This is a genomic window from Desulfurobacterium thermolithotrophum DSM 11699 (assembly GCF_000191045.1).
In the GTDB taxonomy this organism is placed as follows: Bacteria; Aquificota; Aquificia; order Desulfurobacteriales; family Desulfurobacteriaceae; genus Desulfurobacterium; species Desulfurobacterium thermolithotrophum.
The window spans coordinates 1,462,599-1,487,209 of the sequence record NC_015185.1 but is presented as its reverse complement, the minus strand read 5'-3'; the positions used below and the strand labels follow the sequence as shown (position 1 = coordinate 1,487,209).

Below are 24,611 nucleotides of genomic sequence, written 5' to 3'. Positions count from 1 at the left end.
GAGGAAAAATGGGGGGCTTACTAATTTTTTTCATTTTTTTACCTCTTTCGGTCTATGCTATTACACTACAAGAAGCTGAAAATCTTGCTATCAAGAACTATCCAAAACTAAAAGCTATTGAACTTCAGGCAAAATCTTTGGAGAAGAAAAGTAAATCTTTAAAGCTTTTGAGATTAGGAGAAGTAGATGTTATTGCTGGTTTTACTCATTACAACAGAAACAACATATTAGTTCCTATGTCTCACATGCCAAGTCCTTTGAACTCTTTACCTTTTGATAGTCAAAAGTTTTCATATGGCATTTCTTATTCAGTGCCTCTTTATCTTGGAGGAAATATTTCAAGAAAAGTGGAAATTGCTAAGCTCCAGGCTGAAATACTTAAAAACTTAGAAACAGCAACACAGTGGCAGATAAAATATAACGTTGATGCACTTTATTTAAATTACCTCTCTCTTTCCGAAACAGAAAAAGCTCTGAAATCCTACAGAGAGAGCCTTCTTAAACTTCAAGAAAATGTCAAAGCTGGAATAAAGGTTGGAAAGTTTGCAAAAGTTGACCTTCTAAAGGTTGAATATTCAGTTGAAGATGTTCAGTCTAAGATAGATGAAATTAAAGCTAAAAAGAGTGCAATTATTACAGCTCTTGAAACTTTGGTTGGGAAGAAGATAAAGAAAATTGAACCTGTAATAATTAACTATCAGGAAAAAGAATATCTATTAAAAAATCTTTATCTTAGAGTTCTTGAGAGAAACCACCTAATTAAAGCTAAAGAAAAAGAAGTTAAAGTTTCCTTGAAGGAAGTTAATACAGAAAAAGGAAAGTATGGAATAAAAGTGAAGCTTGACGCCTTCTACACAAGAAATTACGGCTTTGACTCTAAAGAAAATGAAGGTTTTGGGACAATATCTTTAAATTTTCAGCTTCCAATTTTTGAGTTTGGAAGGAAAAAGAACGATATCTTGAGTGCTAAACTGAGAAAGATTTCAAAAGAAAAAGAATATGAAACATCAAAACTAGAGCTTAAGAAAGAGTTGGCAAATGTAATTGCTGATTTGAGTTCTATTCAGTCTAAGATAAGAACTCTAAAAAAGAAGTTAGAACTTGCAAAGGAAGTTGAGAGAATAGAAAAACTAAAGTATGAAAGTGGCAAAGGAGATGTAGACCATCTTCTTCTTGCAAAGTCAAAAAGATTTCTCACAGAGGCAGAACTAAGAGCTTCTTATTATAGATGGGAAAGTGATAGAAGGAGAATTAAGGCTTTAATGGAGGAAGAATAATGAAAACAAAAATACTATTCATTGCAATAATTGTTGGTTTAGTCCTCATTGGAGTTACTGCCATAAAGAAGAAAAAAGAGGAAATTTCAAAAATTCCTCCACCTAAGATTTATCCAATTTCTGTAAAGTGGACTACTATTAAAAGTGGAGAGCTCCAAGAAGAATTTAATTATATTGGAACTTTTCAACCATATAAACATGCCACAATTTCAACAAAAATTTATGGAACAGTTTTAAAAGTCTATAAAAGCGAAGGAGATTTTTTTAAGAAAGGAGAGCTCCTTGCAAAAATAGATGATTCTGAAATCAAAAGTAACATTTCTGCTCTTGAAGAAGAAAAAAGAGCAAAAGAAAACCTTATTCCTGGACTACGAGCAGAACTCAGAGCAGCAGAAATTGCATTAAAAAATGCCAAAGAGGAGTTTAATAGAGAAAAATTTCTTTATGAAAAAGGAGCTGTTCCAAAAGTAGCAGTTGAAAAAGTAGAAAATCAACTTGCTATTGCTGAATCAAAAGTAGAAAGCATAAAGGCAAAATGGAAAGAGCTTAAGTCGGCTATTTCTTCAATAGAGAAAAAAATAGAAGCTCTTAAATCTCAACTTAAGTATACGGAAATTAGAGCTCTTGACGATGGAGTTGTTTCAGAAGTTCTTGCATATGAAGGAAGTTTAGCAACTCCAGGAAAACCGATAATAAAAGTCTATTATCCTAAGTATGGTTTTAAAATTTTAATAAATATTCCCCCAGAAGATGCGAAAGAAATTCCAATTGATAGTCCTGTTTTTAAGGGTGAAAAGAAAATTGGAAAACTGGTCAAGTATTACCCTTCTGCAAACGAAAATTTTCTTTACATTGCTGAGATAAAAGTTAACAAATCAGAAAAGATAAAACCTTTTGAAAATGTATCTGTTAAGGTTCTTGGAAAACCTTATAAAGGTCAAATTGTTCCTATATATGCCATTCTTCATCTAAAAAATGGAGATTATGTTTTATCTGTTGAACAGAATAATAAGGTAAAACCCGTTAAGATAAAAGTACTTAAAACAGTAAAGGATAAAGCAATTATCTCCTCTAACCTTCAAGAAGGGACAAAAGTAATAGTCGGCAGAGAGAGCAAACTCCTTGAAGTTATGAGAAGGGGAAGTGTGGTTTTATCGGAGGCTTTTGATGGATAAGATAATTGAATGGTACGTAAGAAAACCTCATGCGATATTGGCAATACTTCTTTTCTTCTGCGTCATTGGATTAATCGGCTTTAAAGAAATTCCAAGAAAGTTTTTTCCAGATGCAAATAGACCTCAGATTGCAATAGTTACAGTTGAACCGGGAGCTTCAGCGGAAGACGTCGCCTCTCATATAACAAGACCAATTGAACAGAGAATGAAAACCCTTGATCTCGTCCGTACGGTTAGGTCTATTTCAAAGGATGAAGTTTCTGTAGTTACTGTTGAGTTTGAATACGAAAAAGGGATAGATGCAGCAGCAACTGATGTTTCAAATGAGCTCTCAAAGGTTTTACCCTTCCTTCCAAACGATATCCTTCCTCCACAGGTTTACAAAGTAACCGATGCAACAAATCCTGTAATGGTCATTGCAGTATCTCCTAAACAGAGGAGTGGTCTTTCACTTGCTCAGGTTAGAGAAATTGCAGAAAACGAGATAAAGGACAGACTTTTAAACCTTCCCAACGTCTCAGACGTGGAAATCTTTGGTGGATACAAACGTGAGATAAGAATTTATCCAGACTATTTAAAACTTGCAAAATATAACATTTCTTTTTATCAACTTGCCAAAGCCATAAGGGAGAACAACAAAAACGTTCCTATCGGGTTAACTATAAACAAAGAGGGTCTTGTAGTTTTAAAACTTGAAGATGAAGTAGATAGGATAGAGAAACTAAAAAATATATACATTGCTCCAAACATAAAGCTGAAAGATGTTGCAAAGGTGGATTGGGGTTATAAAGATAGACTTTCTGCATATCACGGAAATGGAAAGCCAGCAATTGGAATAAGTATTCTACGTTCTCCGAAGGGTTATGAGCTTCCAGCTATTGAATCTGTAATGAATTTTCTTCCTAAACTTAAAAAACTCTATCCGCAGCTAAACTTTGAAATTGCTGATACTCAGGAGTGGATGATCAAACTCTCCAATAAAAACATGTTTGAAGCCCTAAGAGATGCAATCTTAATGACCCTTTTTGTAATATTTCTCTTCCTTGCAAATATCAGGATGCTTATAGTCTCCTTCTTTTCTATTCCGGTAACGTGCCTTGTTACAATTGGTCTTATGTGGCTCTTTGGATTTAACCTCAACATTGTTACACTAACTGCTGTTATCCTTGCTCTTGGAATGCTAACAGATGATGCAGTTGTAATTGTTGAAAGTATTGAAAGACATTACTTTGAGCTAAAGAAGGATATATGGAGAGCAACTATTGATGGAACAAAAGAAGTAATGCTTGCTGACTTTAGCGGAACTTTTACTACTGTTGTGATGCTTCTTCCAATCGTTTTCATTGGAGGATATGTTGAAAAAATTTTAAAGCCTTTAGCTCTCGTTCTCATAATTGCTCTTATAGTTTCTTACATTGTTTCAATAACTTTGCTTCCAATGGTAACCCCATACATTCTTAAAAAAACGCCGGACAAAAACTTTCTTGAAAGGAAGGTTTACAGCTTTTTCGTTAAAGGACTTGTCTTTAAGACGGGTAACTTTTACGCTTCAGTTGTTAGTTCGGTTCTAAGTAGTTCTTTAAAAAAGGTATCATTTCTCTTTTTAGCAGTTATTCTCTTTGTGCTTACTATGAAAAACGTAATGCCTCTTGTTGGTAGAGACCTAATGCCTCCTATGGATACAGGACTTGTAATTGTTAGAGCAGAAACAGATCCTAATACTTCGCTTGAGAAAACAGAAGAAATACTTTCGAAAATGGAAAAAATCGTTTATTCAATGCCATACGTTTTAAGAGTTTCATCAACCATTGGTTCAGAACCAGGAGTTCTTTCCTTTGGAAGTGGAAAACTTCCACAGCAGATAGAGATAAAGATTCAGTTTATTGATAGATTCCATAGAAAAGAAACAATATGGCAGATAGAAGAAAAGTTGAGAGAATCTTTTAGTCAAATTCCAGGTTTAAGGTATGTTAATGTTATGGACTTTGGTGCAACGCCACTTTCTTCTATTAAAGCAACCATAGATGAAATGATTTACGGGAAAGATCCGAAAGTTCTCAATAAACTTGGAGATAAACTACTTTCTCTTATGTATAAAGTAAAAGGTTTAACTTCTGTTTCTCGAAGTTGGTATATGGATAAAAAAGAGTATATCTTCCAAATTGATTCAAACAAAGCAAGTCTTTATGGTCTAACGCCTCTTGAGATAGCAAACTATGTTGGTGAATACGTTAAAGGTATCCCAGTTTCTTCCTTTGTTGTTCCGATGGAAAATGGAATGGTAATAAGAGTAATTCTTCCAAAAGATGAAAGAGGTTTTGTAGATCAACTTAAATCAATACCAATTCCTACAAAAAAAGGTTTCATACCTCTTTCTTATTTTGCAACCTTTAAGTCTCAAAATGTTCAGAATGTTATTACTCATCAAGATTTATTAAATGTCTTAGATATTCAAGGTTATAGAGCAACAGCACCAACAACTTTTCTCCAAATGCAGGTAAATCCCTTAGAGAAGTCTTTAAAACTTCCAGCAGGTTATGGTGTATCCCACGAAGGAGAAATAAAGCAAATGCAGGAAAGTTTTTCAAGGCTTTTTAAATCTCTTGCAATAGGAATTATTATTCTTTATTTTTCTCTAGTTATAGTTTTTGGCTCTTTTACCTATCCAATTTCTATCTTGGCAGCCATTCCTCTTTCAGTTATAGGAGCTGCAATATCTCTTCTGATTACAGGAAAACCTCAGTGTATGCCTTCTTTTATGGGAATGATTCTTCTTGCTGGAGTTATTGTAAACAATTCTATCCTTCTTATTGATTTCATACAAAAGGCAAGAAATGAAGGAAGACCGCTCAGCGAAGCTATCTTGGATAGTATAAAAATCAGAACTCGCCCTGTTCTTATGACAGCTTTTGGAACATCTGTGGGGATGATCCCTATAGCTCTTGGTTGGGCTTTGGGACTTGAGAGGCTTGCTCCACTAGCGGTTGTTGCAATTGGAGGACTTATTATTGGAACGTTTATGACTCTTGTCTTTGTTCCTGTTCTGGTTTCGTTTATTGAAGAGGTGAAGCTTCTTATTCTGCGCTTTTGCTCATTGTCACGATGAAGATGAGAATGAAAGAGACACAGATGAAAAGTGCTGCATGTAGGATTTTTCTTTTTCTTATGGAGATGGTAATTGCAATTACGGTCTGCAAAAGATAGTAAAATGCAAAAGCTTTGGAGGCGTAATTTATAACTTCGAAAACGTTGAGAATCCAGATTAAAAGGATGTCCGTTAAGGAGAGAAGGAGATAAGCTGCCCTCGAGGTTATTTTCCCCTTCGTTTCGGCGGAGATCAGTCCCCCTGCGCCTATGGTATCGGCAACTGCCGCACTGAACTGACTCATCAAAGGTCCCGTTCTTATTAAGACTCCCATGATAAAAGAAAGGGAGGATGCAAGAGCAATTATTGCGGTTTCGTCAATCTTGTTAATGTTCAACGTGTGAAGAAGAGGAGTAACCAGGAAGATGAAGCTCACATAGATGAATCCCGAAATCAGTTGAGCTACCTTCATGCTTTTTATCCTTTCGGTAGAGGAGTACTTTTCTCCTAAATATTTTGAGGTCTCAAAACCCTGAACGATAAGAAGGATTCCTCCCAAAATCTGGAGGGTTCCGAAGGAAAATGTTTTGTTGACCGGTTCGTAGGCAAACTCATGTTGGATGTTGAAAAAGAGTAAGATTGTGAGAAAACCGGTTATTACTGAAAGCTTTACGGCTACAGCATACTTTTCAAGGAACTCCAAAAAGTTTAGCCCTCGGAGATAACCTGCAGTTCCTATGAATAGGAGAAGAATAGAAGTCATTGCCTTCTCTAAGGCTTCATTCCTCTCCAAAAAGCCGGAGAATATAAAGGAGGAAAGGAGTCTTAAGTAAAAAGCTACCGAGATAAAGTATGCAAAAGCGAGTGCCAAGTTTGAAAAACTTTCAACTTCCGAAATGAGCTTTTCCAGCTTCTCTTTTTTATCTTTTATTAAGATAGACTCTTCGTGAAGTATGTTAAATCTGATGGCCTCCCCTATCAGGTAGGCAAGAAAAACTATGAAAGCCATGAATATCCATGCGTTAGTCCCTGCAATGTGGTAGAGGAGAGGAGCGGAGATCAGATAACCGCTTCCTATTATGGAAGCAAGAGGGGTTACTAAAGCTGTCCAGAGTCTGCTCCTTTCCAGTTTACGGTTTGAAAGCAAGATAAAGGTGAATAGAAAAGAAAGGAGAGCCAACCAATCGAAGAGGGGAAGTTGCAAAAGTTACCTCTTTTAACTGGTTCTTTCAACAATAAAGTCTGCAATTTCGAATAGAGCTTTTCTTAAAGGTGATTCTGGAAAGACGTTGAGAACTTCTTTTGCTCTTTCTACGTATTCTCTTGCAAGTTTGATTGTTTCTTCAACTCCGCCTTTTTCAAATGCAAATTGTCTTACAGATTCAATTTGTTCCTTAGTTGGTTCAACAGTTGATAGAACCTGGGAAATTCTCTCTTTTTCAGATTCTGTTGCTTTTTTCAGTGCTGAAAGGAGAGGATAGGTTACCTTTCCCTCTCTAATGTCATTTCCAGCAGGTTTTCCAATTGTTTTCTCATCAGATATGTAGTCAAAGGCGTCATCAACAAGCTGAAATGCGTAACCGATGAATTTACCGTAGTTTTTAAGGGCTTTCCTTTCCTCTTCCCTTGCTTCGCCAACGATTCCACCGACTTCACAGCAGGTTGAGAGGAGTGAAGCAGTTTTTCGGTAAATTATGTCAAAATACTCTTCCTCTGTGAGATTGATATCTCCAATCTTTTCAAGCTGAAGGAGTTCTCCCTCTGCCATCTCCTGAACAGTCTGGGCTGCAACCTTTAAAACCTTATCTCCACCGTAAACTGCCAGAATGTAAATGGCTTTTGCAAACATGTAGTCACCAACTAAGACTGCAACGTCGTTTCCAAAGACCTCATTTGCTGATAACCTTCCTCTCCTCAGCTTTGCACCGTCAACGATATCATCGTGAAGGAGAGTAGCTGTGTGCATATACTCCATAACCGTTGCAACGGGGATAAGCCTCTCAAGAGGAGCTTCTACAAGTTTTCCAGAAATGATTGTGAGTCCTGGTCTTACTCTCTTTCCACCACTATCAAGAATATAACCACCGGCTGTGAGGACGAGCCTGACGTTAGAATTGAGGAGCTCCCTTGAACACTCTTCAGCTTTTTCAAGTTCTTCTCTTATCACTTCAAATGGCTTAAATATCTTCATCTAAGAACCACCTACTTAAGTGGAATATTTCTGCTTCCAGGCTTTACAAGAGGTATCCTACTTTCCTTGCATAAAGGACAAGACTCTGGTTCATAAACGGGGACTTCCAGTTGCCATAAAGTTACAAATGGAACTCCAAAATCTACTTTACCGCCGCTTCTGTCAACAAGACTTCCAACAGCAACAATTTCTCCACCGTGTTGTTTAACAACTTCTATCGTTTCTTTTGTAGACTTTCCTGTTGTTACAACATCTTCAACTACAACTACTTTTTCGCCAGTTTCTATTTTAAAGCCTCTCCTTAATGTTAAATTTCCATTAACCCTTTCTGCAAAAATTCCTCTTACTTTCAAGTGTCTTGCAGTTTCGTAGGAAACAATAATTCCACCAATTGCTGGAGCTATTACAAGGTTGTACTCTACTTCAAGATTTTCTATTCTTCTTGCGAGTTCTTTACATAGAACTTCTGAATACTCAGGATATTGAAGAACCTTTGCGCACTGAAGATAGTAAGGACTATGAAGACCACTTGAAAGAAGGAAATGTCCTTCAAGGAAGGCATCTGCTTTTAAAAATATTTCCTTTATCTGATCTTCTGTGAGCATTCGTTTGCCTCCAACAGATAAAAGTTAGATGTAATTTTAGGTTGCAGTTTAACTTCTTTCAAGTTTATATTCTTACTCGAACTCCTTTTTCTTTCAAATATTCCTTCAACTCAGGGATAGAAATCTCCTTAAAGTGAAAAACTGAAGCTGCAAGAACTGCATCAGCTTTTCCATAAACAAATCCTTCATAAAAATGTTCTTTTGTTCCTGCTCCACCTGAGGCAATAACAGGAACAGAAACAGCCTCAGAAATTGTTCTTGTTAATTCTATATCGTAACCCGATTTTGTTCCATCTTTATCCATTGAAGTTAGAAGAATTTCACCTGCTCCAAGGTCTACAACCTTCTTTGCCCATTCAATAACATCAATTCCTGTTGGAGTTCTTCCTCCGTGTATGTAAACTTCCCATGAATTACCTTTTCGTTTTGCGTCTATGGCAACAACTATACACTGAGAACCAAAAAGCTTTGCACCCTCATATATTAAATCCGGATTTTTTACAGCTGCTGTATTTATTGAAACTTTATCTGCTCCAGCATTTAAAAGATTTCTTATGTCCTCGAGAGTTCTAACACCACCTCCAACAGTCAGTGGCATAAAAACTTCTTCAGCAGTCCTCTTTACAACATCTATCATTATGTTTCTCTTTTCATAACTTGCAGTTATATCAAGAAAAACAAGCTCGTCAGCTCCTTGTTCGTCATAAACTTTTGCGTTTTCAACTGGATCACCAGCATCTATTAGATTTACAAAGTTAACTCCTTTAACCACCCTTCCTTCTTTTACGTCAAGGCAGGGAATGATCCTCTTTGCGAGCATATCAAGCTACCTCTCTTTTACACGATAAGTTTAGGTTTTTCGAAGAAGTATCCTTGACCGTAGTCAACTTCCAGCTTTTTCAGCTTATCTACGATTTCCTTGTTTTCTGCAAATTCTGCAACTGTTTCAATATTTAAAGAATGTGCCATACCATTTACTGTTTTTACTATTTTTTCAGCTTTTCCTGAATCTACGATTTTCTTTACATAACTACCATCTATTTTCAAAAACTTTATGGGAACTCTTTCAATAAAATCTACAAAATGTGAGAATGAAGAATAGCCAGTTCCAAAATCGTCTATTAATATTGGAAGTTTTGTCTTTTTAAAGAAATCTACAATAATGTCAAAATCTTCGATAGTTGACTGCTCGGTTATTTCAAAACCAAACTTTAATCCCATCTTTTTCATCTGTTTTGTAAGTTTTTTTACTTCTTCAGAAGAAGAAACAATTTTGAAAGTTCTAGGACTTATATTTATGAATATGAACTTATTGTAAAATAGATGAGCATTTTCTATAATTTTTCTTAGAACAGCTATATCCAGAAGATCTATTAGTCTATACTCATAAATCAAATCTATAAATTCATAAGCAGGAATAACTTCTCCTTTACTATCTCTTAATCTTACAAAAACTTCATAGTGACTTACCTTTTGCGTTTTTAGATTGTAGATACCTTGAATGACTAATCCTATTTTTCCCGAGGATATTTTTTCCACTAGATCCTCATAGAAATTTTTGAATATCGTTATCTTTCGATAATTATCTAACTTTTTTAGGTCTAACACAAATAGGTTTTCTGGATTTTTTTTGCTTTCCCTAATGGCAAATTTAATTGAACTCAATACTTTTCCTTGACTTATGTCAACTTCTTTAGGAAACTTTAGTAGAAAACCAGATACATCTAACTTTATAGGTAGATGTTTAAATTCTTCTTTAAGGAATTTTTTGATTTCTAGAAAAATCTTATCGTAATCTATAGAGTTGTTTTCCGAAATTACGCAGATCGCACCTTGTATACACTTAATTATTGCTTGTTCTTTACCAGGAGGAATTAAAGCAATTAGCTTTTCCATTAAAAAAAAGAAAACTTTATCTCCTATAGTATATCCAAATACTTTGTTTAGAAAAGATATTTCTTTTGGATCAAGGACGAAAAGGATTATATCTTTTTTTTCTGTTAAAATAAAAGATATTAATTCTTCAATTGAAATATTTTTCTTTGCACTTTCAACACTACGGAACATTTCTCCCAATTTTTCAAATAAAAAATAAATGGTAATTAAAATTAAATAAATAGGAAGATATCTTTTTTTATCATAGTAAACTTTAAATAGCTTAAAGTACGTGTGCAGTAAATGGTGTGTTTTTTCTATTTCTTCGCAGATTTTTAGTTTGTTGCAAGCTATTCTAAAGCCTAAGTCTTTCATATAATCTGTAACGGGACAATCATTAGCTTCTTTAAATAGAGGTTTTCCTTCTCCAAAAACTTTTTCTATATATGAGAATTGGTTAACTAAATCTCTACAAGGAGTAGTATTAAAGGTTTGTTCTAATTTTTTCTTTTTTTCAGGAAGTAATTCTAGTATAAATCCTAGAGCAATAAAGTTCATAAATTCTTCCATAAGTTGATTTGCCTGTTCTATAAGATTTTTAGGTAAATGTTCTGGATTTATATAGTTGATAATTTTGAAAAGAATTGTATTAACTGCATCAACAATAAGAGCTATACTTATGCCTTTTTCATAAAGCTTTCTTCCCAAATCTATAGATAATTTTTCAAATCTTTTTTTATTTTTGAAATAACAACTTATTAGTTCTTTAAACTGAGGCTTAATTTCTTTACAGAAGTCTTTAACATTTGTAATTTCCTGCTTTTTTCTAATACTTTCTGGTAATTCTTCTAAATCACTTATGCAAAATTTATCAAAAAATTTAAGATACTCCTCCATTGAGCTTGTCTCCTTAATTTCTTATATATTATACCCCCTTCCTCCCAAGGGGGGGGGAAAAGTTACTTGTCTTTTTTCAAATATTCATGAACCCTCTTTATCGAACAGAGCTTTCCACACATTGTACAGGTTTCTTCATCTTTTTTAGGTTTTCTCTCTTCTCTGTACTTTCTTGCAGTTTCTGGGTCTATTGCAAGCTCAAATTGTTTTTCCCAATCAAGATTTTCCCTTGCTTTTGCCATTTCAAGGTCCCATTCTATAGCACCTGGAATACCTTTAACAATGTCAGCTGCATGACCTGCAATTCTTGCAGCGATTACTCCTTGCTTGACATCTTCAACATCTGGAAGTGCAAGGTGTTCAGCAGGAGTAAGATAACATAGAAAATCTGCGCCAGTTTTTGCAGCTATTGCTCCACCAATTGCTCCTGCTATGTGATCGTAACCTGGGGCAATATCAGTAACAATTGGGCCAAGAACATAAAAAGGTGCGTTATGACAGAGTCTTTTTTGAAGAAGAATGTTTGCTTCTACTTGATCAAGAGGTACATGTCCAGGTCCTTCAACCATTGCCTGAACGTCAGCTTCTCTTGCTCTGTCAACAAGTTCTCCAAGTGTAATGAGTTCTTCTATCTGACACCTATCTGTTGCATCAGCAATACAACCAGGTCTCATTCCATCACCAAGAGAAAGTGTAACATCGTACTTTTTAGCTATTTCAAGGAGTCTGTCGAAGTATTCGTAAAGTGGATTTTCTCTTTCATTATAAACCATCCACTCTGCCATTAAAGCACCACCACGGGAAACTATGTTCATTATTCTTCCTTCGTTTCTTAACTTTTCAAGGGAACTTAATGTAACACCACAGTGAACTGTTATAAAGTCAACACCATCCTGACAGTGTTTTTCAATAGCATTAAATAAATCGTCAACTGTCATTTTCCCAATGAAACCATGTTTGTCTACTGCTTCTTTAGCGGCTTGATAAATAGGAACTGTTCCTACCATTACAGGTGAGTTTTGAATGATTGTCCTTCTTGTCTCATCGATATAATTACCTGTTGAAAGATCCATTACAGCATCTGCGCCGTATTTAATAGCAACCTTCATTTTCTCAAGTTCAAGTTCAATACTTTCAATATCTCCAGATGTTCCAATGTTTGCATTTACTTTTGTGATTAATCCTTTACCAATTCCTCTTGGTTGAAAGCCTTCTCTTTCTCTATGATAGATATTAGCAGGAATTACTATTGTTCCTTCAATAAGTCCTTGAACTATATAATCAATATCTCTTTTTTCATATTTTGCTACAAATTCAATTTCTTTTGTAATTACACCTTTTTTGACAAGCTCAACAAGGGTAGCCATAATTCCTCCAAATTTAATTTTAACCCTTAACCTCTAAGTTTTTTAGCAATTTCCTGTGCAACTTTCTTACCGGACATGAGCATTCCACCAAAAACTGGTCCCATTCTGTGACTTCCACAAGTTGCGTTTGCAGCCATTCCACTAACGTAAATTCCTGGGAAGACTTCTCTACTATTTTTGACAGTATCTTCTTCTCCCACAGAAGCCCAAAGAGGTTTTTCTCCTACTACACATCCAGTTTCTGTTGCAAGCTTAACTCCTGCCTTTCTTTGAAGAGTAGAAACAACAGTTGCATCGTGGCCTGTTGCATCTATTACGTATTTAGAGGTAATAACAAGAGGATCAACCATTAAGTGATTCATTTCTACGGTACTCCAGTTAATAACAAGTCCGCAAACTCTATAGTTGCCATTAACTTTCTTTAGAACAACATCTTCTGCTGTCATTCCGTTGAAAATAACAGCTCCTGCTTTTACAGCTTTTGAAGCTATTGTTGTTACAGCTTCAACGGCATCAGCTAAGTAGTAACCAGGTTTAAATTCCTTATAGTTTACTTCAAATTCATCAAAAATTTCTCTTCCCATTTCTTGAACGACAATTTCATTAAAAAACATTGCACCAGCCCACATTCCACCACCAATAGAAATTCTTCTTTCATATATAGAGACCTTGAATCCTTCTTTTGCAAGATAATATCCTGCAACAAGACCGGAAGGACCTCCCCCTACTATAGCAACATCTACTTCAAGGTGGTCTTTTAGTTTTTCCATATAAGATTCAATAATTGCTTGTGAGATAACAACTTCGTTAAGATTTTGCATGGCTTCCTCCTAAGTTTATTTTTTAGCCTGAGGGGGGAGTTGGATAGGACGAGAAGAAAATTCTCGCCGCTCCCTACGCCGGTATTACCCGGATCAGGTTCAAAGGGTTGCTCCCTACTGGGAGCTCTCAGGAGCCAAAGCTCCACCCCTGCGGCTTGTTTTAAATTATGATTATTAAGAGTAAATTTCAACAAAGTTAATTTTTGAATTTTTTTCTAAATTCACTAAATGCTTCTTCAAGCTTACTTAGATTTTGAACTCCACCTTGAGCCATATCAGGTCTTCCACCACCTCTTCCTTCAAGGATTGGAGCTATTTCCCTTATTATTTCTCCTGCTTTAAATCTATCAGTTAAGTCTTTTGTTAGAGCTATTAGTAGGCTAGCTTTACCATCTTTGATTCCAACAATCATAACTGCTGCTGTCTTAGCTTTATTTCTTATAACGTCTGCAATTTCTGCAAGTTCCTTTCCTCCAAATCCTTCAAGTTTAGCTGTTACTACCTTTATACCGTTAATGATTGGGGCGTCTTCAACTATTTGATCTATTTCAGCTGTAGCAAGTTTTTTCTTGATTCTTTCAAGTTCTTTTTCTTTTGCTTTAAGTTCTTCTTTAAGCTTTTCGACTTTCTGCAATAGCTGTTCTTCAGGAGACTGTAAAGAACTACGTAATTTCTTTATTAAAGCTTCCTTTTCTTCTATGTACTTGAAAGCTTCCTTTCCAACTACAGCTTCAATTCTTCTTGTTCCGGATGAGATTGAGGATTCAGAGATTAGTTTGAAAAATCCAATGTCTCCACTTCTTTCAACGTGTGTTCCTCCACAGAGCTCTACACTTACTCCTCCAACATCAACTACCCTTACTACATCGCCATACTTTTCTCCAAAGAGTGCGATTGCTCCACGCTCTATAGCTTCGTCATAAGACATCTCTTCAATTTTGACAGGGTAGTTTTTCAGCACCCAGTTATAAACTGTTTCTTCAATTGTTTGAAGTTCTTCTTCTGTTGGTGCTTCAAAGTGAGTAAAGTCAAATCTCAATCTATCAGGGAGAACTAAGGAACCTGCCTGTTTTACGTGGTTTCCAAGAACTTCTCTTAATGCTTTATGAAGAAGATGAGTTGCTGTATGGGCTCTCATTATCGCTTTTCTTCTCTCCTCATTAACGATGGCGTTTACTATATCACCGACTTTAACTTTTTCTTTTTTTACCACAACCTTATGTCCTATTAAATTTTCAGTTATGTTTTGAGTGTCTAGGACTTCACAGTAACAGTTATTCCCCTCAATTATTCCAGTATCTCCTACCTGTCCACCTTTTTCTGGATAGAAAGGTGTTTTGTCAAGAATTACAGTTACTTCTTCTCCTTCTTTTGCTTCTTCTATAAGTCTTCCGTCTTTGAGAATTCCCGTAACTTTTCCAATTCCCTCTAAGTGGTCATATCCAATGAAAATAGATGGAGACTCTTCAGAGAGCTTTTGGAGCTCTGGAGAAATAACCTTTTGTACTCCTCCTTTCCACGCTTTTCTTGCTCTTTCTTTTTGCTCGGCAAGGAGCTTTTCAAAACCAGAAACATCAACTTTTAAGTTTTCATCGTTTGCAACTTCTAAAATAAGGTCAAGTGGAAATCCGAAAGTATCGTAGAGCTTGAATGCCTCCTCACCCGGAATGATATCTTTTCCTTCGTTTCTTAGTTTATCTATAATTTCTGCAAAGATGTAAAGTCCTCTTTCAAGAGTTTTTGAAAATCTTTCTTCTTCTTTAAGTGTAACTTTCTTTATTAGTCTACCGTTTTCAACGATTTCTGGATAAGTATCTCCCATTATATTTAAAACTTCATCTACACCTTCAAAGAGAAACGGCTTATCTATTCCAAGAAGTCTTCCATGTCTTGAGGCTCTTCTGATTATCCTTCGGAGAACGTATCCTCTTCCTTCATTTGATGGGAGAACTCCATCTGCAATGAGGAAAGTGAGAGCTCTCAGATGATCAGCAATGACTCTCATTGAGGTAGAACTCTTTTCATCTTTACCGTATGGAGTGCCGCTTAAATCCGAAGCCCATTTGACAAGTGGAAAGAGCAGATCTGTTTCGTAGTTGCTTGGAACGTTCTGAAGAACAGATGCAATTCTTTCAAGTCCCATTCCTGTGTCTATTGATGGGTGAGCTAAAGGAGTTAACTTTCCGCTCTCATCTCTTTCAAACTGCATGAAAACAAGATTCCAAATCTCGAGGTATCTATCACAATCGCACTTTCCTATTTCACAATTTTCACCACAGGCAAATTCTTCACCCCTGTCATAATAAATTTCGCTACAAGGACCACAAGGACCAGTATCTCCCATTGCCCAGAAGTTATCTTTTTCACCAAGTTTGTAGATTTTGTTTTCAGGAATTCCAATTAATTTATTCCATATTTCAAAAGCTTCGTCATCTTTTTCATAAACAGAAACGTAAAGTCTATCCTCGGGGAGTTTAAAAACTTTTGTAACAAGTTCCCAAGCAAACTCAATTGCTTCTTTCTTGAAGTAATCTCCAAATGAAAAGTTTCCAAGCATTTCAAAAAAGGTATGGTGCCTTCCGGTCTTTCCAACGTTCTCAAGATCGTTGTGTTTACCACCTGCTCTCATACACTTTTGGCAAGATGTAGCTCTTTTAAATGGTGGTTTCTCTTTTCCAAGAAAATAGTCCTTAAATTGAACCATTCCGGCATTTGTGAATAAAAGTGTTGGGTCATTCTTTGGAATGAGTGGAGAACTTTTTACTCTAAAGTGTTCTTTATCCTCAAAGAATCTTAAAAATGCTTCTCTTATCTCCTTTCCTGTCCACTTGCCCATGAAAATCTCCGTGGTTTAGTTTTGGCTAAATTTTATCAGAGAATGTTTTCTATCTCGCAGTATGAAAACCCTCTTTGAAGAAGAAATCTTTTCGCTTTTTCCCTTAGTTTTTTATCTTTCACTTGACCAAACTTTTTTTCAATTTCCTTTTTGATAAAGGAGTAGTCAAATTCAATGGTAGTTTCTAACTCCTTTATAACTTCTTCTGAAAAGCCTTTCTGTCTGAGACTATATCTAATTTTTTTCTTTCCCCATCCCTTTTCCATTTTTGAAGTAAAGTAATTATGAGCCGTTCTAAATTCGTTCAAAAAATTTTCTTTTTTCAAGGTATCTATTACATTATTGATAATTTGGTTTTCAGCTTCTGGAAACTTTTCAAGAATCTTTTTTCTTAAGGATTGAGGTGAATAGTCTTTTTTAGATAACAAAAAAATTGTGTAGGTATAGATCTTTTTAAATGTCAAATCCACTTGAGAAGATTCCCTCCATCTTAAGTTTTAGATCATCAGGTTTTGTTGCATACTTAAGAGCATCTTCTTTAGTAATGAAACCTTTTTTCCAAAGGTCATAGAGCGATTGATCAAAAGTTTGAGAACCGTAAACCTCTTTTCCTTTTTCAATAAATTCAGGTATTTCTTCTGTAAGTTCAGGATTAATTATCCTTTCTCTTATTGCTCCAGTTACAATCATGATTTCAACCGCTGGAACTCTACCTTTTCTATCAGCTCTTGGAATTAGCCTTTGAGAAATAGTTGCTCTTAGTACAGATGCAAGTTGATATCTTATTGCTTGTTGGTGATGAGGAGGGAAGAAAGAAATTATTCTGTTAATAGTTTCCTTAGCATCGAGAGTGTGTAGAGTAGAGAAAACCATATGTCCTGTTTCTGCCGCGTCAAGAGCAGTTCTAACAGTTTCAGAATCCCTCATTTCTCCTACAAGGATAACATCTGGATCTTCACGAAGAGCTGCTCTTAAAGCAGTAAAAAAGTTTTCTGCATCATCTCCAATTTCTCTTTGATAAAAAATACATTTCTTATCCTTATGAAGGTACTCTATGGGATCTTCGATTGTAACTACTACCCGGGAGTCTTTGTTGTTAAGTTCGTTAAGCATGGCAGCTAAAGTTGTAGATTTACCTGAGCCTGTTGTTCCAGTTACAAGTACAAGCCCTCTTTGGTAGAGGGCTATTTCTTTTATAACAGATGGAAGATTAAGCTCTTCTACTTCGGGTACTTTAGACGGTATGATTCTCATAACAATAGCAAAAGTGCCTCTTTGCCTAAAGAGGTTAACTCTAAATCGGCAAACTCCAGGAATACTATAAGCAGTATCAAGGTTTTTTATGTAAGGAAGTTCTTTTAACTTATCTACGGGAAGTATCTTTTTTACATAAAGATTTATGTCATCAAGAGTGATTGGAGGAAGTTCTGTTCTAATTAGCTTTCCGTTTATTCTAAAAACAGGAGGTAGTTTGACTCTAAGGTGTATATCTGAAGCACCAAGCTTAAAAGCCTTTGTTAGGAGAGAATTAAGCTCCACGGTCACTAAATGCCTCCATTATTTTAGCTTCTAATTCAACTGCAATTTCAGGATTTTCTTTAAGGAAAATTCTAGCGTTTTCTTTGCCTTGTCCAAGTCTTATGTCACCATAGGAATACCATGAACCGCTCTTTTTAACAAATCCTAGCTCTTCTCCTAAGTTTAAAAGATCTGCTTCTTTTGAAATTCCTTCTCCATAGTAGATTTCAACAATTGCTTCTCTGAAAGGAGGTGCTAATTTGTTCTTTACTATCTTTATCTTTGCCTTATGACCTATTCTTTCATCTCCTTTTCCTTTGATTTGGCCAATGTTTCTTATGTCCATTCTCATAGAGGCATAGAATTTCAAAGCTCTTCCACCAGTAGTTGTTTCCTGTGGACCACCATATCCCATCATTCCAATCTTTTCTCTTACTTGGTTAATGAAAATAAGAGCACAATTACTTCTGCTGGTTGCAGCTGTTAGCTTTCTTAGGGCTTGAGACATAAGTCTTGCTTGAAGTCCTACGTGAGAATCTCCCATGTCTCCCTTTATCTCTGCTTCAGGGACAAGAGCTGCTACTGAATCAACAACGATCACATCAACAGCTCCACTTCTTACCAAAGTTTCTGCGATTTCAAGAGCTTGTTCACCACTATCTGGCTGGGATACAAGGAGCTCTTCAAGGTTTATTCCAAGTTTTCTAGCGTAAGTTGGATCTAATGCATGTTCAGCATCAATGAAAGCAGCTATGCCACCTTCTTTTTGAACATTTGCTATAACATGTAAGGCAAGCGTCGTTTTTCCTGAGGATTCTGGACCGTATATTTCTGTAATTCTTCCTCTTGGAATTCCTCCAATTCCTGTAGCTCTATCTATTGAGATAGAGCCTGTACTTATTGCGGGTATTTCTTCAGCAGGCTTTTCACCAAGAAACATTACAGAGCCTTCACCAAATTCCTTTTTAATCCTTCTTAGAGCATCTTCAAGGACTCTTCTTCTTTCTTCCTGCATGGATACTCTCCTATAAGTAAGGTTGTAAAGTAATGGCGGAGAGGGCGGGATTTGAACCCGCGGTACCCCTTATAAGGGTACACCCGATTTCGAGTCGGGCCCGTTAAGCCAGACTCCGGCACCTCTCCCTTAAAGCTTTGAAGAACTCTTTAAGGAGCTCTTCAGCTTCTTTTATATAAATTTTTTTTACCTCTAATCTGTGGTTAACTTTTTTATCTTTAAAAATAGTGTAAAGACTTTCTATTCCTCCAAACTTTGGATCAGGAACAGAGTAAACCAATCTATCAATCCGTGATTGGATTATAACACCACAGCACATGATGCAAGGTTCAACAGTAGAGTAAAGAGTACAGCCGTTAAGCCTCCAAGAGTTTAGTTTTCTTGAAGCCTCTTTTATGGCAAGAAGTTCAGCATGGGCTGTAGGATCTTGTAAAAATTCTTTCCGATTAAAAGCTCGAGAGATTATCTTGCGATCTTTTACTATGATGGCTCCTATAGGGACTTCTCCAAGCTTAAATGCTTTTTTGGCTTCTTTTAAAGCTTCAAGAAGAAACAGATGGTCAAGCTCCATAAAAAACCTTTGAAGTGGCGCGCCCGGCAGGAGTCGAACCTGCAACCTTGGGATCCGTAGTCCCACGCTCTATCCAGTTGAGCTACGGGCGCAAATTTCAGTTCTAAATTTATCCCTTTGAGCTTACTTTTCAATTCCCTGTTCGAGTTCAATACATGGTGGACACCTTGATGGTTTTTAATATATTCCTCAAACTTCTCAGCGGGAGTCTTGTAATTTAAAGAGTGATGGGGTCTAAGAAAGTTGTAAATCTTTAAATACTCAAAAAGTTTTTTATTCATCTCATCAACAGTCGGTTCTGTTCCTTCTATCATCCATAGTTCACTTTCTGTCGTTTGAATAAACCTTTCTACATGCGCATTAGTCTTGGGAGATTTCGGATAACTAAAGTAGTGTTCTATCCCTTTTCTTTTAAGATATTCGTCTAACTCCCCTAAAAATTCGCTCCCGTTATCCGTTTGAACTTTCTCTATCTTGAAGGGAAGAAATTTTTCAAGTTCTTCAAAAAACCTTCTTCCGCTCCTGCTGCTTTTTGTAGAATAAACCTTGGCAAATGCTATTCGGGTGAACTTGTCTATTGCCGTGAACTGGTAAAAGGTTTTACCGCACCAGTAGAGGTATTTAACGTCCATGAGGATTGTTCCTGGTTTGTCTGCTCTTAGTCCTTTTCTGGTGCGGTTCTTTTTCCCTTTCTGTTTCTTCCTCTTGTAGGTACTTTTTAGTTTCCAGGTTCTTTCTATTAGTCCGTGTCTTTTGAGAACCCTGTAAACTGTAGAGGATGATATTTTTACATTTAGGTATCTTTCCATGAAGGCTGCTATCTTTTCTTTGCTCCAGGTTGGGAATTTTTCCCTTATTGTGACGATGATGTGTTCTATTTCAGGTTCTGTTTGTGGTTGTCTTACTTTATGAGGTCTTTTGTTTCTGTCTTGGAGTCCTTCTATCCCGTACTTGTCGTATCTTTTTTTCCACTTGTAGAAGGTTGTTGGACTGATGCCAAAGTATCTGCATGTTTTTCTGGCGTTGCCTGTTTTGTGGTAGTACTCTATCCATTTGAGTCTCCTTTTAACATTTCTGTCTTTTGTTAGGTCAAGCTTCTTTTTTACTCTTCTTCCTTTTTTCAGGGTTTCTTTGAACGCCGTATTTGTGCTGGATATATGGAGGGATGTTCCTTTGAATCTTTTCAATTGTTTCATCGGTGGACACCTCCTTGTGGTATTCAAAGGTTATTGTAGGGTGTCCACCTTCTATCTGAACTTCAACATTCCCAGTGTTTTAAAATTTAACTTCAATCTACTTGTTTATACGGAGGATAAAATGGCATCTAACACGTACAATCCTGCTCTTTTTGAAGATAAATGGTATAGGTTCTGGATTGAAAAGGGTTATTTCCATGCAGATGAAAAAAAGGTTTTAAGAGGAGAGAAACCAAAGTTTAGTGTTGTTCTTCCACCACCAAATGTTACAGGTGTTCTCCATGTTGGACATGCCCTCAATTCAACCCTTCAGGACATTATTTGTCGCTGGAAAAGAATGAAAGGTTTTGAAGTTTGTTGGATTCCGGGAACAGACCACGCCGGAATTGCAACTCAGTGGGTTGTTGAAAGAGAATTGGCAAAAGAGGGATTAACTCGTCATGATATAGGTAGAGAAGAGTTCCTTGAAAGAGTTTGGAAGTGGAAAGACCAGTATGGTAGCAGAATTATCAACCAGCTTAAAAAGCTTGGAACTTCCTGTGATTGGAGTAGAGAAAGATTTACAATGGATGAAGGTTTTTCCAAGGCAGTAAAGAAAGCTTTTGTTACTCTTTACAAAGAGGGACTTATCTATAGAGGAAAGAGACTAATAAATTGGTGTCCAAGATGCCATACTGCCCTTTCTGACCTTGAGGTAGAGCATGAAGAAGAACAAGGTAATCTTTGGTACATCAAATATCCTATTGTTGGTGAAGATGATTTTATAGTTGTAGCTACAACTAGACCAGAAACAATGCTTGGTGATGTTGCAGTAGCAGTGAATCCTAACGATGAAAGATATAAACATCTTGTTGGTAAAAAGGTTCTGCTACCGATTGTAAACAGAGAGATTCCAATAATTGCTGACGAGTATGTAGACCCTGAATTTGGTACAGGTGCAGTTAAGATTACTCCAGCCCATGACTTTAACGACTTTGAAGTAGCGCAGAGGCATAACCTTTCTGCAATTCAAGTCATGGATGATTGGGGAAGAATTACAGTTTCTCCTTTTAAAGGAATGGATAGATTCGAGGCTCGAAAAGCTATAGTTTCTATGCTTAAAGAAGAAGGTTTTCTTGAAAAAGTAGAGTCTCATGTTCACTCCGTTGGTCACTGCTATAGATGTAAGACTGTTGTTGAACCGTATTTATCAGATCAGTGGTTTGTAAAAACAAAACCTTTAGCAGAAAGAGCGATAAAAGCTGTTAAGACTGGAGAAATTCGTTTTGTACCTAAGCAATGGGAAAATACCTTTTTTGACTGGATGTACAACATAAGAGATTGGTGTATCTCAAGACAAATTTGGTGGGGACACAGAATTCCTGCATGGTATTGTAAAGATTGTGGTCATATAAACGTTTCAGAAGAAGTTCCTGAAAAGTGTGAAAATTGTGGAAGTACAAATCTTTATCAAGATGAAGACGTTCTTGATACATGGTTTAGTTCTGCAATGTGGCCTTTTGGAACTCTTGGTTGGCCTAAAAGAACAGATGATCTGAAAGTCTTCTATCCTACTGATCTCCTTGTTACTGGTTTTGACATTATCTTTTTCTGGGTTTCCCGTATGATGATGATGGGTTATTACTTTATGAAAGAAAAGCCTTTCAGTGATGTTTATGTCCATGCTCTTGTTAGAGATGAGAAAGGACAAAAGATGAGTAAAACAAAGGGAAATGTTATTGACCCTCTTGAGATGGTCGAAAAGTATGGAGCAGATACTTTAAGATTTACACTTGCTGCTTTGGCAGCTCAAGGAAGAGATATAAGGCTTTCAGAAAAGATAATTGAAGGTTATAGACACTTTGCCAACAAGATTTGGAATATAGCAAGGTTTATTTTTTCAGCTCTTGAAAATGTTGAAATGAAGGAAGCAGTTTCTTATGCTCCTGAAGATAAATGGATTCTTTCAAAACTTTCTAAAACAGTAGAAATAGTTGATAAAGAGTTAGAAAATTATCGATTTAATGATGCTGCAAAAGCTATTTACCAGTTCTTGTGGAGTGAATTTGCTGATTGGTATATTGAATTTTCAAAACAAAGGGTTTATAAAGGTACTGAAGAAGAAAAAAGAACAGTTCTTCATGTTTTACTAACTGTTCTTAGGGATGCTATGAAGTTACTTCATCCTATAATGCCATTCCTTACAGAGGAAATTTATCAGAAACTTCCAAACAAAGATGCAGAATCAATTGTTATAGCTCCTTGGCCTACTTCAGAGTTCAAATTTGAAGAAGATGAAGCAAGAGTAGAAATAATTAAAGAAGTTATTAGAGGAATAAGAAATGTTAAAGCTGAGTTAAATATTTCTCCATCAACGCTTGTAGATATTTTTATTAAAAGTGAAGATGATAAATTAATAGAAACTATAGAAAAAATGGTCGCTTCTATAAAGCAACTTGCGAAGGTTTCTGAAATTCACTCTGTGAGTGAAGCTTCTTCAGGTTGTGTTTCTTTCTTTTTACCAGGTATTGAGGTTTATGTGAAAGTAGGAGAACTTATTAATGTTGAAAATGAGATTTCTCGAATAATGAAAAAGTTAAAAGATATTGAGAAGGATATTCAGAAACTTGAGAGAAAATTATCTAATGAGAATTTCTTAAAGAAAGCTCCAAAAAATGTTGTTGAGAAAAACAGAAAAGAATTAGAGGAGTTAAAAGAAGTTTCTGAAAAGCTTGCAAGAACTTTACAGCAGTTAAAACACTTACAATAGGTGTTGAAGTTCAGATAGAAGGTGGACACCCTACAATAACCTTTGAATACCACAAGGAGGTGTCCACCGATGAAACAATTGAAAAGATTCAAAGGAACATCCCTCCATATATCAAGCACAAATACAGCATTCAAAGAAACCCCTGAAAGAAGGAAGAAGAGTAAAAAAGAAACTTGACCTAACAAAAGACAGAAACGTTAAAAGGAGACTCAAATGGATAGAGTACTACCACAAAACAGGCAACGCCAGAAAAACATGCAGATACTTTGGCATCAGTCCAACAACCTTCTACAAGTGGAAAAAAGATACGACAAGTACGGGATAGAAGGACTCCAAGACAGAAGCAAAAGACCTCATAAAGTAAGACAACCACAAATAGAACCTGAAATAGAACACATCATCGTCACAATAAGGGAAAAATTCCTAACCTGGAGCAAAGAAAAGATAGCAGCCTTCATGGAAAGATACCTAAATGTAAAAATATCATCCTCTACAGTTTACAGAACTCTCAAAAGACACGGACTAATAGAAAGAACCTGGAAACTAAAAAGTACCTACAAGAGGAAGAAACAGAAAGGGAAAAAGAACCGCACCAGAAAAGGACTAAGAGCAGACAAACCAGGAACAATCCTCATGGACGTTAAATACCTCTACTGGTGCGGTAAAACCTTTTACCAGTTCACGGCAATAGACAAGTTCACCCGAATAGCATTTGCCAAGGTTTATTCTACAAAAAGCAGCAGGAGCGGAAGAAGGTTTTTTGAGAACTTGAAAAATTTCTTCCCTTCAAGATAGAGAAAGTTCAAACGGATAACGGGAGCGAATTTTTAGGGGAGTTAGACGAATATCTTAAAAGAAAAGGGATAGAACACTACTTTAGTTATCCGAAATCTCCCAAGACTAATGCGCATGTAGAAAGGTTTATTCAAACGACAGAAAGTGAACTATGGATGATAGAAGGAACAGAACCGACTGTTGATGAGATGAATAAAAAACTTTTTGAGTATTTAAAGATTTACAACTTTCTTAGACCCCATCACTCTTTAAATTACAAGACTCCCGCTGAGAAGTTTGAGGACTATATTAGAAGTCATCAAGGTGTCCACCATGTATTGAACTCGAACAATAGGTTGAAACTTAGACTTTGTAATGATAAATTTGCCACTACGTTTTTATGCTTTTTGTTATTTTCCCCTCTTTGGGGGATGTAGAAATTAGACGATTTAAATAGGAGGTAGAAAAAATGGCAAAGTGTGCAATTTGTGGAAAGAGTACTATCTTTATAAACAAAGTGAGTCACTCTCACAGAGTAACAAGCAAGAAACAAAGACCAAACTTGCAGAAGATAAAGGCAGTAGTAAATGGAGAAAAGAAAAGAATTTGGGTATGTACAAAGTGCCTTAAGGCTGGAAAGGTAACAAAAGCTATTTAGT

The 24,611-nt window shown here is 36.1% G+C and carries 17 protein-coding genes, 2 tRNA genes, 2 pseudogenes and 1 riboswitch; of the genes and pseudogenes, 6 read left to right on the top strand and 15 right to left on the bottom strand.

The window, feature by feature from the left end; all coding sequences use genetic code 11:
• Positions 1–8: 8 nt before the first annotated feature.
• The 3 genes from DESTER_RS07615 to DESTER_RS07605 are packed head-to-tail and all read left to right on the top strand — an operon-like array spanning position 9 to position 5,558.
• Positions 9–1,277: a TolC family protein gene (locus DESTER_RS07615; protein WP_013639058.1), complete on the top strand. Its 1,269-nt coding sequence runs from the start codon at positions 9–11 to the stop codon at positions 1,275–1,277.
• The gene (locus tag DESTER_RS07610; RefSeq protein WP_013639057.1) at positions 1,277–2,452 is read left to right on the top strand and encodes an efflux RND transporter periplasmic adaptor subunit; all 1,176 of its coding nucleotides are present in this window, start codon (positions 1,277–1,279) and stop codon (positions 2,450–2,452) included. The genes DESTER_RS07615 and DESTER_RS07610 overlap by 1 nt, the downstream gene beginning before the upstream one ends.
• A complete protein-coding gene (locus DESTER_RS07605; RefSeq protein ID WP_013639056.1) occupies positions 2,445–5,558 on the top strand; it encodes an efflux RND transporter permease subunit in 3,114 nt (1,037 codons plus the stop codon). The genes DESTER_RS07610 and DESTER_RS07605 overlap by 8 nt, the downstream gene beginning before the upstream one ends.
• Here the strand turns inward: DESTER_RS07605 and DESTER_RS07600 are convergent.
• The 15 genes and pseudogenes from DESTER_RS07600 to DESTER_RS08220 form a co-directional block, all read right to left on the bottom strand.
• Positions 5,527–6,741 (bottom strand): hypothetical protein, encoded by a 1,215-nt coding sequence (locus tag DESTER_RS07600; RefSeq protein WP_013639055.1) that lies wholly within the window; start codon positions 6,739–6,741, stop codon positions 5,527–5,529. The two genes, DESTER_RS07605 and DESTER_RS07600, sit on opposite strands and share 32 nt — an antisense overlap.
• Positions 6,742–6,753: 12 nt before the next feature.
• Complete coding sequence (locus DESTER_RS07595; RefSeq protein ID WP_013639054.1) at positions 6,754–7,728, bottom strand: polyprenyl synthetase family protein; 975 nt, start codon at positions 7,726–7,728, stop codon at positions 6,754–6,756.
• Positions 7,729–7,739: 11 nt separating this feature from the next.
• Complete coding sequence (gene pyrE / locus DESTER_RS07590) at positions 7,740–8,333, bottom strand: orotate phosphoribosyltransferase (protein WP_013639053.1); 594 nt, start codon at positions 8,331–8,333, stop codon at positions 7,740–7,742.
• A gap of 64 nt (positions 8,334–8,397) precedes the next feature.
• The gene (gene hisF / locus DESTER_RS07585) at positions 8,398–9,153 is read right to left on the bottom strand and encodes an imidazole glycerol phosphate synthase subunit HisF (RefSeq protein ID WP_013639052.1); all 756 of its coding nucleotides are present in this window, start codon (positions 9,151–9,153) and stop codon (positions 8,398–8,400) included.
• Positions 9,154–9,170: 17 nt separating this feature from the next.
• Complete coding sequence (locus DESTER_RS07580) at positions 9,171–11,105, bottom strand: EAL domain-containing protein (RefSeq protein ID WP_013639051.1); 1,935 nt, start codon at positions 11,103–11,105, stop codon at positions 9,171–9,173.
• 62 nt (positions 11,106–11,167) lie between these two features.
• Positions 11,168–12,472 carry a phosphomethylpyrimidine synthase ThiC gene (thiC, locus tag DESTER_RS07575; protein WP_013639050.1) on the bottom strand — a complete coding sequence of 435 codons (1,305 nt, stop codon included), beginning with the start codon at positions 12,470–12,472 and terminating at the stop codon, positions 11,168–11,170.
• A 26-nt stretch (positions 12,473–12,498) separates the two neighbouring features.
• On the bottom strand, positions 12,499–13,293 hold the full coding sequence (locus tag DESTER_RS07570; RefSeq protein ID WP_013639049.1) for a sulfide-dependent adenosine diphosphate thiazole synthase: 795 nt from the start codon (positions 13,291–13,293) through the stop codon (positions 12,499–12,501).
• A gap of 53 nt (positions 13,294–13,346) precedes the next feature.
• Positions 13,347–13,453: riboswitch (TPP riboswitch) on the bottom strand.
• A 36-nt stretch (positions 13,454–13,489) separates the two neighbouring features.
• Entirely contained in the window at positions 13,490–16,129 is a 2,640-nt protein-coding gene (gene alaS / locus DESTER_RS07565; RefSeq protein ID WP_013639048.1) for an alanine--tRNA ligase, read from the bottom strand.
• Positions 16,130–16,164: 35 nt separating this feature from the next.
• The gene (locus tag DESTER_RS07560) at positions 16,165–16,599 is read right to left on the bottom strand and encodes a regulatory protein RecX (protein WP_013639047.1); all 435 of its coding nucleotides are present in this window, start codon (positions 16,597–16,599) and stop codon (positions 16,165–16,167) included.
• Positions 16,583–17,674: a type IV pilus twitching motility protein PilT gene (locus DESTER_RS07555; protein WP_013639046.1), complete on the bottom strand. Its 1,092-nt coding sequence runs from the start codon at positions 17,672–17,674 to the stop codon at positions 16,583–16,585. The genes DESTER_RS07560 and DESTER_RS07555 overlap by 17 nt, the downstream gene beginning before the upstream one ends.
• A complete protein-coding gene (gene recA / locus DESTER_RS07550) occupies positions 17,658–18,662 on the bottom strand; it encodes a recombinase RecA (RefSeq protein WP_013639045.1) in 1,005 nt (334 codons plus the stop codon). Before recA ends, DESTER_RS07555 begins: the two co-directional genes overlap by 17 nt.
• 33 nt (positions 18,663–18,695) lie before the next feature.
• Positions 18,696–18,790, bottom strand: a tRNA-Ser gene (locus DESTER_RS07545).
• Positions 18,766–19,233 carry a nucleoside deaminase gene (locus tag DESTER_RS08225; RefSeq protein ID WP_013639044.1) on the bottom strand — a complete coding sequence of 156 codons (468 nt, stop codon included), beginning with the start codon at positions 19,231–19,233 and terminating at the stop codon, positions 18,766–18,768. The genes DESTER_RS07545 and DESTER_RS08225 overlap by 25 nt, the downstream gene beginning before the upstream one ends.
• 15 nt (positions 19,234–19,248) lie before the next feature.
• Positions 19,249–19,325 (bottom strand) — tRNA-Arg (locus DESTER_RS07535).
• A 123-nt stretch (positions 19,326–19,448) separates the two neighbouring features.
• Positions 19,449–20,429: pseudogene (locus DESTER_RS08220) on the bottom strand (IS481 family transposase); the annotation flags it as partial.
• Between the two features lie 121 nt (positions 20,430–20,550).
• On the opposite strand from DESTER_RS08220, the gene DESTER_RS07525 reads away from it, so the two are divergent.
• From DESTER_RS07525 to rpmB, 3 genes and pseudogenes are all read left to right on the top strand, one after another.
• Complete coding sequence (locus DESTER_RS07525) at positions 20,551–23,178, top strand: valine--tRNA ligase (protein WP_013639043.1); 2,628 nt, start codon at positions 20,551–20,553, stop codon at positions 23,176–23,178.
• A 69-nt stretch (positions 23,179–23,247) separates the two neighbouring features.
• Positions 23,248–24,389 (top strand): annotated as a pseudogene (locus DESTER_RS07520) (IS481 family transposase).
• Between the two features lie 32 nt (positions 24,390–24,421).
• Complete coding sequence (gene rpmB, locus DESTER_RS07515) at positions 24,422–24,610, top strand: 50S ribosomal protein L28 (protein WP_013639042.1); 189 nt, start codon at positions 24,422–24,424, stop codon at positions 24,608–24,610.
• The last annotated feature ends 1 nt before the right edge of the window (position 24,611 follow it).

Bases quoted from the DNA above. Each gene is read 5' to 3' on its own strand.
- DESTER_RS07525 (WP_013639043.1), top strand. From the start codon at position 20,551: ATGGCATCTAACACGTACAATCCTGCTCTTTTTGAAGATAAATGGTAT.
- DESTER_RS07580 (WP_013639051.1), bottom strand. From the start codon at position 11,105: ATGGAGGAGTATCTTAAATTTTTTGATAAATTTTGCATAAGTGATTTA.
- rpmB (WP_013639042.1), top strand. From the start codon at position 24,422: ATGGCAAAGTGTGCAATTTGTGGAAAGAGTACTATCTTTATAAACAAA.
- DESTER_RS07610 (WP_013639057.1), top strand. From the start codon at position 1,277: ATGAAAACAAAAATACTATTCATTGCAATAATTGTTGGTTTAGTCCTC.
- alaS (WP_013639048.1), bottom strand. From the start codon at position 16,129: ATGGGCAAGTGGACAGGAAAGGAGATAAGAGAAGCATTTTTAAGATTC.
- hisF (WP_013639052.1), bottom strand. From the start codon at position 9,153: ATGCTCGCAAAGAGGATCATTCCCTGCCTTGACGTAAAAGAAGGAAGG.
- DESTER_RS07570 (WP_013639049.1), bottom strand. From the start codon at position 13,293: ATGCAAAATCTTAACGAAGTTGTTATCTCACAAGCAATTATTGAATCT.
- DESTER_RS07615 (WP_013639058.1), top strand. From the start codon at position 9: ATGGGGGGCTTACTAATTTTTTTCATTTTTTTACCTCTTTCGGTCTAT.
- DESTER_RS08225 (WP_013639044.1), bottom strand. From the start codon at position 19,233: ATGGAGCTTGACCATCTGTTTCTTCTTGAAGCTTTAAAAGAAGCCAAA.
- DESTER_RS07605 (WP_013639056.1), top strand. From the start codon at position 2,445: ATGGATAAGATAATTGAATGGTACGTAAGAAAACCTCATGCGATATTG.
- DESTER_RS07595 (WP_013639054.1), bottom strand. From the start codon at position 7,728: ATGAAGATATTTAAGCCATTTGAAGTGATAAGAGAAGAACTTGAAAAA.
- thiC (WP_013639050.1), bottom strand. From the start codon at position 12,472: ATGGCTACCCTTGTTGAGCTTGTCAAAAAAGGTGTAATTACAAAAGAA.
- pyrE (WP_013639053.1), bottom strand. From the start codon at position 8,333: ATGCTCACAGAAGATCAGATAAAGGAAATATTTTTAAAAGCAGATGCC.
- recA (WP_013639045.1), bottom strand. From the start codon at position 18,662: ATGCAGGAAGAAAGAAGAAGAGTCCTTGAAGATGCTCTAAGAAGGATT.